This is a genomic window from Dyadobacter ginsengisoli DSM 21015, from assembly GCF_059568735.1.
The window spans coordinates 1,024,828-1,040,342 of record NZ_JCANTY010000003.1 but is presented as its reverse complement, the minus strand read 5'-3'; the positions used below and the strand labels follow the sequence as shown (position 1 = coordinate 1,040,342).

Genomic DNA, 15,515 nt, shown 5'->3' with positions numbered 1-15,515 from the left:
TTGGGCAGGTTCGTCGGCGGGAAAACGCCGTGGTGATGCTTTCTGAGCGGGGCCGGCGGCATAGCAATCCGAATGACGTGGCAGAAATGAAAAAAATCGAAACTGAAAGTAGTTCATATAGCAAGTTGGTCAGTCAGACGCCTTTTGAAAGATCGCTTGCAAGGAGAGTAGCAAAGGCAAGGATGGTTTCGGAGTTGGCACAGGGACCGGCCAGTCGTGCCAATGGTCAGGAAGTGGAGTTGGTAAAGGAGCTTCAGGAGCAACTTCGGCACTTCGCGCTTTTAAACGATACCTATATATATACGGTGGAGAAATATGTGGCGACCTCGCTGGTCCGAAAGGCCATGTTCAAGGGAGAGGACGATAGCATTAGACATGTTGCCTACGTAATGAAAATGGCCGTGATCAAGGACAGGTTGCAGGACGCGGTTCATGCAAGGGAAATCAAAATGCATTATGCCGCCATTTTTGCGCAAAACCCCTTGGCACCTCCGTATGATGTGGTCAGACCTGGTTTCGACAAGGAGTTGGACGTATTTATATTATCATATTCGATTATTCTGGATCATTTCAAATCCATGGTGCAGAAGATCGAAGCGGGACAGCAGATACCCATCGGTATTCCCTATGCTATCGACGATTGTAAAAAAATGATCAACCGGGCGGAGGCGTTGGGTAAGGAAGTGTCGAGTCTGATCCAGAAGGTCTATGTGGTAAACGATGAGCGACTTTTCGTTTTCGAGCGGATCAAGGAGCTATGTAATGCAATCTGCAACCGCTCTCGGTTCCTCTTCGGTTCTCATGATCCCGTCTACAAGGAGATCAATACTCTTAAGTACGCAATCATGTAAAAATGTGAGTTAACAATAACTTAATATTAAAGACATATGGGAATAATGTTGTGCTAGTAGTTTCGTGTCAAAATATTAGACACTGATTATGAGACATTTGGTTACAGCAATTTCCCTCCTTATTTTAACGACTTCGGCCTGTTTTGCCCAATTCGGCTCCATTAAGGGCAATGTTAAAGACGGCAAGAACAACGAAGCGATCATCGGAGCAACCGTTCAGATCATAGGTACTACATCCCCGTTGGGCTCTGTGACCGACGTCGAGGGCAACTTTGAAATTCAGAAAGTACCCGCCGGATCTTATAAGGTTCAGATAAGCTACGTTTCTTACGCGACAAAAGAAATAGACAATGTTCGCGTAGAAGCGGACAAGTCAACGGTGATTACGACTGCGCTCGTCGAGGATAACAAAACATTGCAGGAGGTGGTCGTGAAAGGGCAGCGGCAGACGAACACCGAAGTTTCTGTCATCACCGAAATCAAGCAGGTGCAGCAGATCGCGGTAGGTATTTCGGCGCAGCAAATCCAGCGTACACAGGACAGGGACGCATCCGCCGTCATTCGCAGGGTCCCTGGTATCTCCATCTTTGACGACCGCTTTATAGTTGTCCGCGGGTTGAACGAGCGCTACAATACGGTACTTCTTAATGATATCATCACTCCTTCTACTGAAGTCGATACTAAATCCTTTTCCTTTGATTTGATCCCATCTTCTGCTATCGACCGGATGCTGGTTTTCAAATCCGCTTCGGCGGACCTGCCGGGGGATGTCAGCGGTGGAGCGATCAAGATCTACACCAAAACGATTCCCGACGGAAACAGCTTTTCGGTAAACTTCTCCGCAGGTTACCGTGCCGGAACGACGTTCAATTCGGCGACGAGTCATAAAGGCGGCGCATTGGAATTCCTTGGGATCGAAAACGGAACGCGTACATTACCCGACAACTTCCCGAACAGAAGAGGCGTAATCCTGAATGCCAAATCGCCTACTATTATCCAGAAATTCCAGGATTTGCCGGACTACTATGCGCCGAAGTCGATCAATGTCTCACCGGATTGGAGAGCAGGTATCAATTTCAGCCGCCGCTTCTTTGTCAAAGGCGTTGAGGTTACCAATACATCTTACGTGAACTATTCTTTCTCACGTATAAATAATAAGGTTACCCAGAACCGCTTCAACTTCCCGGGCGAGCGGATAGAGACTTTCAGTGATCAGTTTTTGCAGGAAAACGCACGCTTGGGGGTGATGTCTAACTGGGCATTTATCCTTAACCCAAAAAATAAGATCGAATTCCGGAACTTGTTCAACCAGATGGGTAACAAGGAGACGGTTGTTCGTGGTGGTGGAAACCTTGAAAACAACCTGGATTACAGCAACGGTGCATTCCGTTACGAAGCCAGGAGCATTTACTCGGGTCAGTTGAGCGGTACGCACGAGCTGACTGAAAAATCGAAACTCCGCTGGATCGGCGGTGCCGGTTATACTTACCGCAACGAACCGGATTTCAGAAGATTTACATCGACACGCCAAACCGGAACCAATCAACCTTTCCAGATCAACCTGCAACAATTTGAAAGCCCGACTTTGCAACAGGCAGCACGCTTCTACTCACGTCTGGGCGAGATCGTAGGAACAGGAACCGTCTCTTTCGAACAACTGATCGGCGCGAAGAAGGACAATGCGGAGCAGCAGATGAAATTGAATGTGGGTACTTATGTGGAGTACAAAGACCGCAAGTATTCGGCGCGCTGGTTTGGTATCGTAAATCCGAACCGTGTCGGTGACGAAATCCTGACACAAACTCCTGGGGAGTTCTTCCAAAAATCGAATCTGGCATCTGATAAAGTATACTATTCGGAAGGAACCAACTTCGATGATAAATATTCGGCTCAAAACCTTCTCGCAGCAGGTTATGCATCGTTCTACTGGCCTATTACGGAACATTTGAATGCAACCGTAGGTTTCAGGGGCGAATACAACCGCCAGCAATTGCAAGGTTTCGAACGTGGGGGTGGTATCGAGGTAAATGTGGACCGTCCGGTTTTCACTCCGCTACCTTCTGTCAACCTGACTTACAAATTCAATGATCAGCATGCGATCCGTGCCGCTTACAGCACCACGGTAAACCGTCCTGAGTTCCGCGAGCTTTCGCCAAGTACCTATTACGACTTCAACTTCGACGTGTCGCGTAAAGGGAACCCGGCATTGGTGAATGCGACGATCCAGAACTACGATCTCAGATACGAGTTTTACCCAAGCAAAAGCGAGTTGATTACCCTGTCGTTGTTCAACAAGACATTCAAAGACCCGATCGAAGCAGCGATCTTCTATAATGGTAGTACCGTAGCATTTACCGTGGCCAATGCGGAGAAGGCTTATGCAAGAGGGGTAGAGTTGGAAGTTCGCAAGGCGCTGTCGAACCCTGAGAATGCGACTTTCCTGAGCAAGATGCTCGTAACATTGAACGCATCGCTCATCACCAGCGATGTAAAGACGAGCGTGACAACCGGTAGCTCCGACCGTTACCTGCAAGGACAATCGCCTTACCTCGTGAACGCAGGTCTGTTCTACAACGACGACGAGCGTGGTTTCCAGATAAATGCATTGTACAACGTGATCGGAAAGCGGATTTTTATCATCGGTGACAATAAGATCAGCGCGAATATCTTCGAAATGCCGCGTAATGTGATTGATCTGAATATTATTAAAACAATCGGCAAGCGCCTCGAAATCCGTGCAAGCATCCAGGATTTGCTGAACCAGCCATTCCGCTTGTACCAGGATACCAACCGCGACAACAAGATCGACACCAAAACGGATGGTCTGTATCAAAAATACCGCAGAGGAACCTATTCAATGATCGGCCTGCGCTGCACACTTTGATCATAAAAATTAAAAACAAATCAATTAAACAACCTGTTAAATGAAAAAGTTAGCAACTTGGTTATTAGCAATGCTGGTACTTTCCGCATCGTTCGTAGTTGTGTCATGTAAAACTGATGATGATGGAGAAGATCCGGGACCAACGGATCCAGTGGGTGAAACAATTACCGTTAAAGGAACAATTTCGGCTTCGACAACCTGGAAAGCTGCAAACAAATATATCCTCGAAGGCTTTGTGTATGTTGACAACGGCGCGGTATTGACCGTCGAACCAGGAACAATCATTAAAGGCGATAAATTGACGAAAGGATCTCTGATCATCAAACCCGGTTCGAAACTGATCGCAGAAGGTACTGCTACTAAACCAATCGTGTTTACTTCTTCCGCGCCAAAAGGTGCGCGTAACTACGGAGACTGGGGTGGTATCATTTTGCTCGGAAAAGCCCCTGTTAACAAACCTAAGCCGACAATTGAAGGTGAGAACGTTTCGACATTCGGTGGGACAGATGCAGCAGACAATTCAGGCGTGTTGAAATATGTAAGAGTTGAATTTGCAGGTATCGGATTTGAAACCGATAAGGAGATCAACGGCGTTACGTTTGGTGGCGTTGGTTCAGGAACTACAATCGACTATGTACAGGTTTCTTACAGCGGTGACGATGCTTACGAATGGTTCGGTGGAACTGTTAGCCCTAAGCACCTTATCTCTTACCGCACTTTGGATGACGATTTCGATACCGACTGGGGTTTCAGCGGAAACGTACAATACGCAATGGCTTTGAGAGATCCCGCAATAGCTGACCAGTGCTCATGCTCCGATTCAAATGGTTTTGAGTCTGATAACGACGCTTCCGGTTCTAACGATTCTCCTCAGACAGCTGCTAAATTCAGCAACGTGAGTATCTTCCTCGCTCCTGGAACTGTTAATGCTAAGTATCGTTCGGCATATAGAATTCGTCGTAATTCAGCTGTTAGTATCTTCAACTCCGTCGTTGTTGGTAACTATAAAGGAGGTTTGGAGCTGGAACAAGCCGCTTCGCAAGCGAATTTTGTTAGCGGCAAATCCGATTACAGAGGCCTGGTGGTTACTGGAATGGCTAAACCAATAGTTTCGGGTGACTCGACATTGCTGAAAGATGCAGCCCGCAAAAATATGTTCGGAACCGACGTGGCAACTTTGAAACTCGATGCGGCTTACAACACATTGGGAGCAGGCCTGAAAGTACTTCCTCAGACAGGTTCTCCATTGCTGACAGGCGGTGTGACTTTGCCAGCCGGTTTTGAAGCAAATACTTACATCGGAGCATTTGGTACAACGGACTGGACAACCGGCTGGACCAACTTTGATCCTCAGAATACAGAATATTAAGATCTTATATAATTGGTGTCAGAATTTCATAAAAGCCGGAGGCGATGCTTCCGGCTTTTTTTTCGATTTGTAACTTCTAACAATTGTTCCTATGAAATTCATACTTGCGTCAATCCTATTTTGGTGTGTTGTTCATGATAGTTCCGCCCAGGTGTGGGTCGGTGATGTTGATATTAACAAAGATGAAGGAATCAGGATTGTCGAGGTCCTGATCACTGAGCGATTTTCCAGCAAGTCGGTTAATGTATTCGTTGATTATGGTCAGAAGACGAATTTCAGAGCCGACAGCTTTGATAACGATGACAAGGCCCGGACGATCTTCGACGCCGAAGCAAAGAAGGAGAAGGTTTTTGCGTCCACCGCCGCATTACTCGGTTTCATGGAAAGTAATGGCTGGGAGCATTACGACTCTCTGATGTCTCGCGATAAAAGCGGAGCGGGGGCTTACTATTATTATTTTAGAAAAAAGCGATAGCAGGCCTGATTTTCAGAACAACACTTTTTCGCACCCCGGTTTTTTCAGTTCTACCAAATGCAGCAATTCACTGGAATAGATCTTCGCGATATTACCCCTGGGAATAAAGGAATCGATCAGGCTCGGATCATCTGACAGAACATAGTCATAGCAGAATTCCCTTTTTGAGTTTTCCAACGGTGCCAGTTCTTTCATATAGCGGATATAATCCATTTTTCCGGGCCGGTTAACCTTGTTGCCGATCGCGCTCCAGAAATGGTAATACCCGATGTTTTTACGGAAAAGAATGCCGACGTTATGGTTATCCCCCTGAATGTGTGGCAAGAGTTCCTTGAAACTGAGGTAATCGTCAGGATGGCTCAGGAAATAGGCCCTGTCGCGCCCCATCGAGAAGACATTCGAGGTACGGTCCTGATCGTAGTATCCTGCTTTTTCGAGAAGGGAGAAAACCTTTCGCCTTTCGCTGTAACCCGGGAATCCTTTCAATGGGTGGCAATGATCTTTGCCAGGCCATTCATAATATTGGCTTAAATATTCTTCATATACTTTCCCGACCGCGTCGCTGCTCTCGCAAATGGCGATCGGGATGTGGCCAAGCGCCTTGCGGGTGAGATAGTTGATGGAAATGAGCTCTTTGCTCGGGTTTCCGTATACAAATGGCAATGAAGTCAGCAGGAGCACGACACTCAGGTAAATGGTTCGCCAGCGTAGTTTCAAACAATAAATGCAGGAGATCAGGACTGCGCCCAGGGCAAAAAGCGGCATTTGTGTCCGGGTACTCCACAGCTGAAACTTCATCAATGTACAGAACAGCAGGAACCCCAGCGCGGAACATGTCCAAAACCATTTGATATCTGCATTCAGCGGCGCAAAAAGCAGCAGAATTCCCGCCATGACAATCAGCCAGAAATGGATCGTGTTGGGGATCATATCCTCCTGCACCGAGTATTTGACCGAAAACGGGTCGACGCTCAGATCAGGATCGTCGATATTGACGCCAATGGCTTCGTGTAAAGATCTGATCTCCGTATCGAGGAAACGGTTGAAACGGGTGTCGGGAAGGCCGATATTCAGCCCCGCATTTTTAACGATGCCGGACAAAGTGTAAAGCGGCGAATGTTTGTTGGCAGGCAGCTCTTCCGAAGCAAACGGGGTATCACGCAATGGTCGCATTACATGGCCGAAGAGGGCATGATTACGGTAGAAGAACGGTCCGAATGTCGCGGTAAGCAACACAATCGCGAGCGCCAGTACTTTGGCTGCATAGCCGAGCCGGTATTGCAGCAGAATACGTACACCGAAATAGACCGCGAACGGCAGTGCGAAGATGAGTATGGTGTATTTTGAAAATCCTCCGAATGCAAGGGATTGTAGCAACACGACAAGCGCCAGCGTGGATTTCCGTTCCAGCAGTTCGAACCCGAAATAGACGAATGTGATGAAGAAAAAGCAGCCGCAGAGATCGACCTGGGTGCTGGTGCTTTCGAAAATGGTGATGGGTATGGTAAGAAAGCAGATAGCCGCCAGTAGCTGTCCGTCTTTGCCGAGGCCAAACTTTTTGGCGATCAGGCTAATCCCGCAGATCGAACCCAGGAATGCGCCGAACTGAACCAGCCCCGCAAACTGATCGGAGCCGGAAAGCAGCATAGTATCCAGCACCATATATTCCGCAAATACATTGAGGTATAGCTGCTGCAAATGCATAGTCGGAAAATGATCGAGATTTCCGTTGTATATCCAGATGAGGATGCGGTTCAGGTGGTACATGTGGGTGTCGTAATTGTTCGGTGCCACATAAGCAGCCAGGAACAACAAGGGTACCATGTACAGCAATGTAATGCCGGTGATCACGACCTTTTGCGTGCTTCCGAATCCCTTCAGGCGCAAGGCGTCCTTTAATTCGCTTAGCCCGTTCAGCTTGATCTTCTTCGTATGATTCAGATAGTAAACAAGTGCAGAAACGCCGGCCGCCTCGACCGTCCAGAATGCCCAGGCGGATGTCGTGCTAATGGCGTCGAAGAATGAAAACAGCTCGTTGTACAGGAAAATGACCGCCGCGTTGGTGACGAGCGATAATATAAATGATTTGCGGATATTGGTGTAAATGCCTGCCTCGGTAGAGCGAAGGAAGAAAATCGTAAAAATGCACGCAAACGAAATCAGGAGTAAACAAATACCCATACTATGAAAATGGTATTGAGGTCAAAAAAACGGGCCTTTAATTGGCGGCCTGGTAATGCAAATGTATGCTATAATTCGCGCTGAGACCAGATGTAGTTAGTTTACGTGCATGAAAGTATATTTTTTCAGCTAGTACCGGAATTCATGCAACCACGTTCTGCGGAGAACCATTCTGAAACCTTTCCAGATTGTCGGCAACCATTCGCAGCAGCCTTTGCCGTGCCTCGAATGTAGCCCAGGCGACGTGGGGGGTGATGACGCAGTGAGGAGCGGAAAGCAACGGATTGTCGGGCCGCGGAGGCTCAACCGAGAGCACATCCAGGCCTGCGCCTGCAATCACTCCTGTACGTAAAGCGTCGGCCAGGTCGGCTTCATGGATCAGCGGGCCACGGCCGGTATTGAGGATGATCGCATTGGTTTTCATTCTCGACAGACTATCCCTGTTGATGATTTCACGCGTTTCCCCGGTGAGCGGGCAATGCAGGCTGATGACGTCGCTTTGTGTAAAAATGTCGTCAAGCGACACCATTTCGATTCCTTCGGTTGGCACGGGATGCTTGCGGTAGGCGATCACCCGCATGCCGAATGCGAGCGCTATGCGTGCCACCTGCGAACCGATGTCACCCAGGCCGATCAGCCCCATTGTTTTCCCTGATAGTTCGGTCAGCGGGGTTTTCCAGTAACAGAAGTCCGGCGACGAGACCCATTCACCTGCAAAAACACTTTGACTATGTGTTTCTGCCCGGTTGACGATCGATAGCAGCAATGCGAAAGTTTGCTGGGCTACGGACGCCGGGCCGTAAGCTTTTACATTGGTAACGGTAATACCCTGCTTTTGGGCAGCCTCGATGTCTATGTTGTTGAAGCCGGTCGCCATTACCCCGATATACTTTACTTTTGGAAGCTGCGCGAGTGTTTCTGCCGAGAGTACCACTTTGTTGACCAGCAGGATTTCCGCATCTGCGGCCCTGCCGACAATCTCATCCGTTCCGGAGCGGTCATAGATGGTAACTTTTCCAAGTTTCTGAATGGGTTCCCAGTTCTGATCGCCGGGATTAAGGGTATAGCCGTCGAGAATTACGATGTTCATAAGGTGATTTTTTAGATATTTCTCCATCCTAAAACAGAGTACTGGCTATGCGGCTGATTGTTACTACCTCCGTAGATTAATGTTTTTTAGCCTGTTTGTTTTTTGAAATTTCGGCAAAGCAATTCAGTTCTTTGAAATGTTCCAACATGATCGTCCGGGTAGAATTGATTTCAAAGATATCGAACGAGTTGCCGTTTTGAGCGAGTAAGTAGATTTCATGACCGTTTGATGCCAATTCTGAAATTACATAGATCAAATTTTGAATTTGCATTAAAAAGCCCTCCCGAAATTACCGAATCGGGAGGGCTTTTTAATCAGTTTGGCGATTAGTTCTTGGGTTCGGTACTCACCTTGCCCGCGCCTGCGCCCTGCATTTGCATGGGGTTGGGCCCTTTTTTCAATTGCTGCTTGTAGATCTGGAACCGGGTAGGTTGGGCGATACGCGGGAACGAATTGTTCTCGGTATCGATATCCGCGATCTGCTGGTAAGGATCCAGTGTCCATTGAACGACTTTCTTTTTGGTTGAAATCACCTTGTTGATCTGTGCGTCGTTGAAGCGCCAGATCTCCGCCGGGAACACAGCCACGGAATCGGTACCGTCTTCAAAACCCATTTTAACGATCACAGGCATAGGAACGCCTCCTTTGTTTTTAATGGATAAAGTATAAAAATTAGCATTTTCCTGAATGAGCTGGCGCTCACTTTCCGTCAGTGTCGACAAATATTGTTCATATTTCTGCTTATCGGCTTCCGTTACCTTGAACGGGTCGTAGCGGTTGTAAAAGTCGGCCATGGTAGAATCTTCGGCTACCACGGTTTCACCTTTCGTTTTGGCGTCCTGAATTTTGCTCATTGTCAGTTTCTTGCGTGCATCTTCCTTGCGCGCAAGCTCTTTTTCGATAGCAGGATTTTGAGTGTCTATGCTGAACCAGTCCACGGTTACCAGATCCTGATCGACCGGCTCTACGCCATAGAACCAGCCTTTCCAGAACCAGTCGAGGTCCACACCGGAAGCATCTTCCATGGTACGGAAGAAATCGGCGGGCGTAGGGCTTTTGAAACGCCAGCGAGTAGCGTACTCTTTGAATGCATGGTCAAACAGCTCGCGTCCCATGACAGTTTCGCGGAGAATATTCAATGCAGTGGCAGGCTTGCCATAGGCATTGGGGCCGAGGCCGATCACATTTTCTGCCGAAGCCATGATGGGGCTCAGAACGGATTTGTCGGACGACATATATTCCGTGATCTGGTTAGGCTCGCCCCGGCGGGTAGGGAAGTTGTAATCCCATTCCTTTTCCGCCAGGTATTGGCAGAATGTATTCAGCCCCTCGTCCATCCATGCCCACTGGCGCTCGTCGGAGTTTACGATCATCGGGAAGAAGTTGTGGCCTACCTCGTGAATGATCACGCCGATCATGCCATATTTCACGGCTTCAGTGTAAGTGCCGTCTTCTTCCGGCCGGCCTCCGTTGAAGCTGATCATAGGATATTCCATCCCGCCGCCGGCTACCGAATGGCAGGAGATCGCAACCGGGTAAGGATATTCAAAAGTACGGGCACCGTAGGATTTTAAGGTATGTGCCACAGCCCTGGTTGAGTATTGTTCCCAAAGCGGATTGCCTTCCTTGGGATAAATCGACATGCACCAGATTTTGCGCCCACTTTTGTAGACATCGCTCTGCATGGCATCCCAGATAAACTTCCGGCTGCTCGCAAATGCGAAGTCGCGTACGTTGTCGGCCTTATAGATCCAGGTTTTTTTGCCTGGGTTTTTGTTTTCACGTTTTTCAGCTTTTTCCGCTTCTGCCTGGGTCACGATCAGGACCGGCGTTTTGGATGTTTCGGCTTGTTTAAGGCGTTGTTTTTGTGTTGCGGTCAGTACCTGCGCATAGTTTTGGCATTCGCCGCTGGCAGCGACCACGTGGTCGGCGGGGGCGGTGATCGCTACTTTATAGTTACCGAATATCAATGCAAACTCGCCCTGCCCGAGGAATTGCTTATGATTCCAGCCATTGACGTCGTCGTATGGGGCCATGCGCGGGAACCAATGCGCGATGAAGTAGTTGGCATTGCCATCTTTGGGAAAGAATTCGTAGCCGCTGCGGCCATAATACTCGGTGATGTAATAGCTCCAGTCCACTCCGAAAACGAAGCTTGTACCGGATTTCATCACCATCGGCAGATCAACTCGCATCATCGTTCCGTTGATGGTGTAAGGCAGTGCCTTGCCGCTTTTGTCCTTTACTGCGGAGATCATGTAGCCATACTCGGTCTTGGGATCCAGTGACCCCCGGCCATTGTTCAATGCCTGAAGCTGGGCGGTGGTCATCCCTTTTTCATTGACAGTCCCTGTCCTGGACATGGCCCCGATACCATCTTTTTTGAACAGATTCTGATCCAGTTGCAGCCAGATGTATTTGAGATCGTCCGGGGAGTTATTGAAGAACGTAATGGTTTCGGAACCGATAATCCGGCGGTTGTCGTCATCCAATTCGACTTTGATATCGTAATCGGCGCGTTGCTGCCAATACTCCCGTCCCGGTGCTCCGGATGCTGCCCGGTAGCTGTTTGGAGTGGGAAGCACGGTGCCGAGTTGTTCAAAACGATCGTTGGCCTGATAATTGGGTGAAGTGGGCAGCTGCTGGGCCATCGAACAGATGGATAACAGCAGCATGAGTAACGGGAGCAGCTTTTTTTTCATAATTGGTTAATCATTAATTAGGTTCTCTTTAGTTTACCGGCATACCGGTCAATGTCCGGAAAAGTTCGTTTTGGAGGATCAGGGAAAAGGCCATTCCGAATATGATCCCCGATAAAATATGGATCCAGGTAATCTTCTGGACACGCAGGAGTTCTGTCACTACAAATGCAATGACTAAGATAATAAACACAATGATGAGTTGTCCTAATTCCAGCCCGACATTGAACCCGAGTAGTGGATTGAAAATCTCTGCTTCCTTACCAAGCAACGCTCTCAGGTAATTCGAAAAGCCTAATCCATGGATCAGTCCGAAGCATAATGCAAGCGGATACCTGAACGCGGGACCTTCTTCCTTGGAAGTATATGAGCCTTTTGGGAATTTATGAAAGAAATTAAGAAAGGCGGTGACCATGATCGTGACGGGTATCAGCAGCTCGATCCAGTCAGGTTTGACACTGACATAACCCAATGTAGCAAGAGCGAGCGTAATGGAGTGCCCGGCCGTGAATGCGGTCACCAGAACGATGACTTTTTTCCAATCCACCAATGTATAGACGGAGCAAAGCGCCATGATAAACAGGATGTGATCATAGCCGTTGGAATCAGTAATGTGGTTGAAACCTAATTGAAGGTAGGCCTGAAACTCGGACATTAAACTAGGGTTAGGAAACGTGAGACCGACAAAATTAATTGTCAAGACAAAAATAGGTAAACCGAAGATATTTATTTAGGGGCAGGAAACCAACAGTGTAATTAAAATACGACAGGTGCAAGAAAACTATAATGACGAGCTACGAAACAGGAAAGCCCGGATTTGCGTCCCGGGCTTTTGAAAATTCAAAGGTCAGATTGTGAGTCTATTCCACAATACCCTGCCCCTTTGCCGCTTCGAAGTCATCCATATCGTATACAAAACCATTGATCACCGCATATTTCACTTTACTTCCTTTTTTGAGAATGAAAGTGGCGGTATTGCCTAGTCCGGGAGTGCCGGTAGGAGCAGGTTGCCCGCTCCGGAGAATATGCAAGGGGGCGGTGGTGAAATACAGTCCCAGGGCACGCGTGTTGGAGTCGGGTGCGAGCCTGACGTACGTATAACCCTCTTTGAGCAGATTATATGCATTCAGTTTGCTGATTTCACTCACATTCCGGTAGGTGGTGGGGTATATCTTTCCTTTCTCGATGGTCAGTCCGGCGGCATCGATCTCCTCGCTTCCGAATTGCGGGTGCAAATCTCCGAAATCTTCAACTTTGCTGTAATAGAAGAATTTACTCGCATTGGCATAATTGATTTCGTTCCGGTTGATACCCAGGTCGGCGGTAAAGGATTTGCCCGATTGCTTCACCGTCGCATTACGGACGACCAGGTCGTAGATCCAGCGGCCATTTTCGGGAATGCTGTAATATTCTTCCCGGTTTTCTTTCGTCAGTGAATTATCGGCGATCTTGTCCAATGCAGAAAGGATTGCCATGAAATTGAGTTGCCGGATGTATTGTTTCTCCGGGTCGCCCAAATAGCCTCCCGATTCGATCAGCACCAGTGTGGTGCCCCATTTCTGAACATTATCTCCAAACCCGCGTGGCTCATGGTCATCGGCATATCGCGCTACCTGACCGGGAATATATTTTTGAAGGATCTTATTCATCCCGACGATTAATTGCATTGATCGCTCTCTGACCGGGTTGATCGACAGCTCATAATTATAGGAGGTAGCCAGAAAGGATATGGTTGCCACCTTGGCACTGCGCCCGGCGGAATAACGTGGGAGCTGGTCGTGCAGGTTGAATCCAAAATCGGGTTTGAGACGGTCCACCAGGCCTTTCAGGATTACCGCTTCCGGGGTTTGGCGGGCCGCGGCGTCACGATTCATATCGATACCCTGCACAGTCCTGCGCTGGTAGCGTTCGGCACCGTCGGGGTTCAGCATGGGTACGAAATATAACGTCGTGTTGTCCAGCAGGTTTTTGCGGAAACTGTCGAAGCCATCGTTCCGTCCTTCGATGAAATTGAAGATATCGAAACTGGCCATGGTCGCTGTGGGCTCGTCGCCGTGCATTTGGGTCCATAACAGCACTTTCTTCTTGCCGTTCCCGATTTTGATCATCTGTATAGGCCGCCCTTCGAACGACTCGCCCACTTTTTCGATCTGGTACAAGGCATTACCCTGTCGGTTGGAAATCAGCGGAAGGATGTCTTTTTGCTTGAAGCGGCGCTGCGTAAGCGTCTTTTCACGGTAGTTTTCGTGTGCATTGAAAAGGCGGCGTGCGAGGTCTTCAGTCTGTGCCAGGGAATCAACGGTAATCAAGGTAATTAGCAGGAAAACGAGTTGTGGAATGAAATGTTTTTGCATGGTACAAGGCCATTTGTCAGCCGCAAGGTAAAGATTTTTCTAAGCAAATTTTAATGTAATATTTACGTCCCAGGTATCCTATTATTTTAAATTTTGATTACATTTGTGCCATGTTAACAGCTGAAACATATCATTTGCATCACGGCCTCTTGGCTCTCGGACGTCTAGGGTGATGTGTTTTTGCAAGTAGTGTTGTAATAAGGTTGAATACATAGTATCCCAGAAGCCCGATTGATAAGATCGGGCTTTTTTGTTGTCGATTTCAAGCTCAGAATAGAATGAAAACCGTCATTATCAAGTACAACGCGGGCAATGTGCAATCGGTCATGTATGCGCTCGACCGTATTGGCGCAACTTACCTTTATACCGACGACGAAGCGGAGATCCGGTCGGCCGATAAAGTGATATTCCCGGGTGTAGGAGAGGCCAGCACCACGATGAACTATCTGCGGAGCGTCGGACTGGATAGGGTGATTCCGTCATTAAAACAACCTGTTTTCGGAACCTGTGTGGGCATGCAACTGATGTGCCGGTTTTCGGAAGAAAACAATACCGAATGCATGGGGATTTTTGATGTCGATGTCAAACGTTTTCAGGCTCCCCCGGGATTGAAAGTGCCGCATATGGGCTGGAACAATATATCCGGCTACAAGTCATCCCTGACGGAAGGACTGCCTGATAATGCATATGTCTATTTTGTGCATAGCTATGCGGCCCCGCTGTGCGATTATACGATTGCCAGCTGCGATTATGCATCGCCATTCAGCGCCATGCTACGCAAGGATAACTTCTACGCAGCACAATTTCACTGCGAGATCAGCGGAAACGCCGGCCAGCAGATCCTCGAAAATTTTCTTAAACTTCAATAACCGCCTGCCCCAAGTCCATGATCCAGATTATACCCGCTATCGACCTGATTGAAGGCAAATGCGTTCGCCTTACCCAGGGCGATTATGGTCAGAAAAAGATTTATAATGAAAACCCGCTGGAAGTTGCGCAGCAATTCGAAGATGCCGGGCTGAAAAGGCTTCACCTGGTGGATCTCGATGGTGCCAAAGCCAAAAAGGTTGTCAACTGGAAAGTGCTGGAAAGGATTGTGGGCAAGACATCGCTGCATGTCGATTTCGGTGGAGGCGTACAGTCGGACGATGATCTGAAAATCGTATTTGAAAGCGGTGCGAAGCAGATTACCGGTGGCAGCATCGCCGTGAAACGGCCCGATTTGTTTGAGCATTGGCTTAAAACCTACGGCGGCGAGAAGATCATTTTGGGCGCGGATGCAAAAAATGAGAAGATCGCCGTGAGCGGCTGGGAGGAAGGAACGGCCATCTGGGTATATGATTTTGTGGAAGAATATGTAGCCAAGGGCGCGAGGTACGCGATCAGCACCGATGTGGCGAAAGACGGGTTGCTGCAAGGCCCTTCTTTTGATTTATATAAGAACCTTCAGGAAAAATGCCCCAACCTGAATATCATCGCCAGCGGTGGCATTGCCGGGATCGAGGATGTGGAAAAACTGGCGGAAATGAACATCTACGGCGTGATCATTGGTAAAGCCATTTACGAAAACCGGATCAGCCTCGCCGATTTACAGCGTTTTTCAGTTTAAAAT

General features: G+C 48.3%; 11 protein-coding genes. 6 read left to right on the top strand and 5 right to left on the bottom strand.

What is annotated here, in order from left to right; all coding sequences use genetic code 11:
* Positions 1 to 86 precede the first annotated feature (86 nt).
* From BP71_RS15015 to BP71_RS15000, 4 genes are all read left to right on the top strand, one after another.
* A complete protein-coding gene (locus tag BP71_RS15015) occupies positions 87 to 851 on the top strand; it encodes a hypothetical protein (RefSeq protein WP_496380515.1) in 765 nt (254 codons plus the stop codon).
* An 88-nt stretch (positions 852 to 939) separates the two neighbouring features.
* Complete coding sequence (locus BP71_RS15010) at positions 940 to 3,735, top strand: TonB-dependent receptor (RefSeq protein ID WP_496380513.1); 2,796 nt, start codon at positions 940 to 942, stop codon at positions 3,733 to 3,735.
* Positions 3,736 to 3,775: 40 nt separating this feature from the next.
* Complete coding sequence (locus tag BP71_RS15005) at positions 3,776 to 5,104, top strand: beta-helix domain-containing protein (RefSeq protein WP_496380511.1); 1,329 nt, start codon at positions 3,776 to 3,778, stop codon at positions 5,102 to 5,104.
* A 91-nt stretch (positions 5,105 to 5,195) separates the two neighbouring features.
* On the top strand, positions 5,196 to 5,579 hold the full coding sequence (locus BP71_RS15000) for a hypothetical protein (RefSeq protein ID WP_496380509.1): 384 nt from the start codon (positions 5,196 to 5,198) through the stop codon (positions 5,577 to 5,579).
* A gap of 12 nt (positions 5,580 to 5,591) precedes the next feature.
* Here BP71_RS15000 and BP71_RS14995 read toward each other — a convergent pair whose 3' ends face one another.
* From BP71_RS14995 to BP71_RS14975, 5 genes are all read right to left on the bottom strand, one after another.
* Complete coding sequence (locus BP71_RS14995; RefSeq protein ID WP_496380507.1) at positions 5,592 to 7,760, bottom strand: ArnT family glycosyltransferase; 2,169 nt, start codon at positions 7,758 to 7,760, stop codon at positions 5,592 to 5,594.
* 142 nt (positions 7,761 to 7,902) lie between these two features.
* Complete coding sequence (locus BP71_RS14990; protein ID WP_496380505.1) at positions 7,903 to 8,850, bottom strand: D-2-hydroxyacid dehydrogenase; 948 nt, start codon at positions 8,848 to 8,850, stop codon at positions 7,903 to 7,905.
* A gap of 326 nt (positions 8,851 to 9,176) precedes the next feature.
* On the bottom strand, positions 9,177 to 11,552 hold the full coding sequence (locus tag BP71_RS14985; RefSeq protein WP_496380503.1) for a M1 family metallopeptidase: 2,376 nt from the start codon (positions 11,550 to 11,552) through the stop codon (positions 9,177 to 9,179).
* 28 nt (positions 11,553 to 11,580) lie between these two features.
* Positions 11,581 to 12,204: a HupE/UreJ family protein gene (locus BP71_RS14980; protein ID WP_496380501.1), complete on the bottom strand. Its 624-nt coding sequence runs from the start codon at positions 12,202 to 12,204 to the stop codon at positions 11,581 to 11,583.
* Positions 12,205 to 12,409: 205 nt separating this feature from the next.
* The gene (locus BP71_RS14975; RefSeq protein WP_496380499.1) at positions 12,410 to 13,903 is read right to left on the bottom strand and encodes a M14 family zinc carboxypeptidase; all 1,494 of its coding nucleotides are present in this window, start codon (positions 13,901 to 13,903) and stop codon (positions 12,410 to 12,412) included.
* 278 nt (positions 13,904 to 14,181) lie between these two features.
* Here BP71_RS14975 and hisH point away from each other — a divergent pair, with 278 nt between their 5' ends.
* A complete protein-coding gene (gene hisH, locus BP71_RS14970; protein ID WP_496380497.1) occupies positions 14,182 to 14,772 on the top strand; it encodes an imidazole glycerol phosphate synthase subunit HisH in 591 nt (196 codons plus the stop codon).
* Positions 14,773 to 14,789: 17 nt separating this feature from the next.
* Positions 14,790 to 15,512 (top strand): 1-(5-phosphoribosyl)-5-[(5-phosphoribosylamino)methylideneamino]imidazole-4-carboxamide isomerase, encoded by a 723-nt coding sequence (hisA, locus tag BP71_RS14965; protein ID WP_496380495.1) that lies wholly within the window; start codon positions 14,790 to 14,792, stop codon positions 15,510 to 15,512.
* Positions 15,513 to 15,515: the final 3 nt, after the last annotated feature.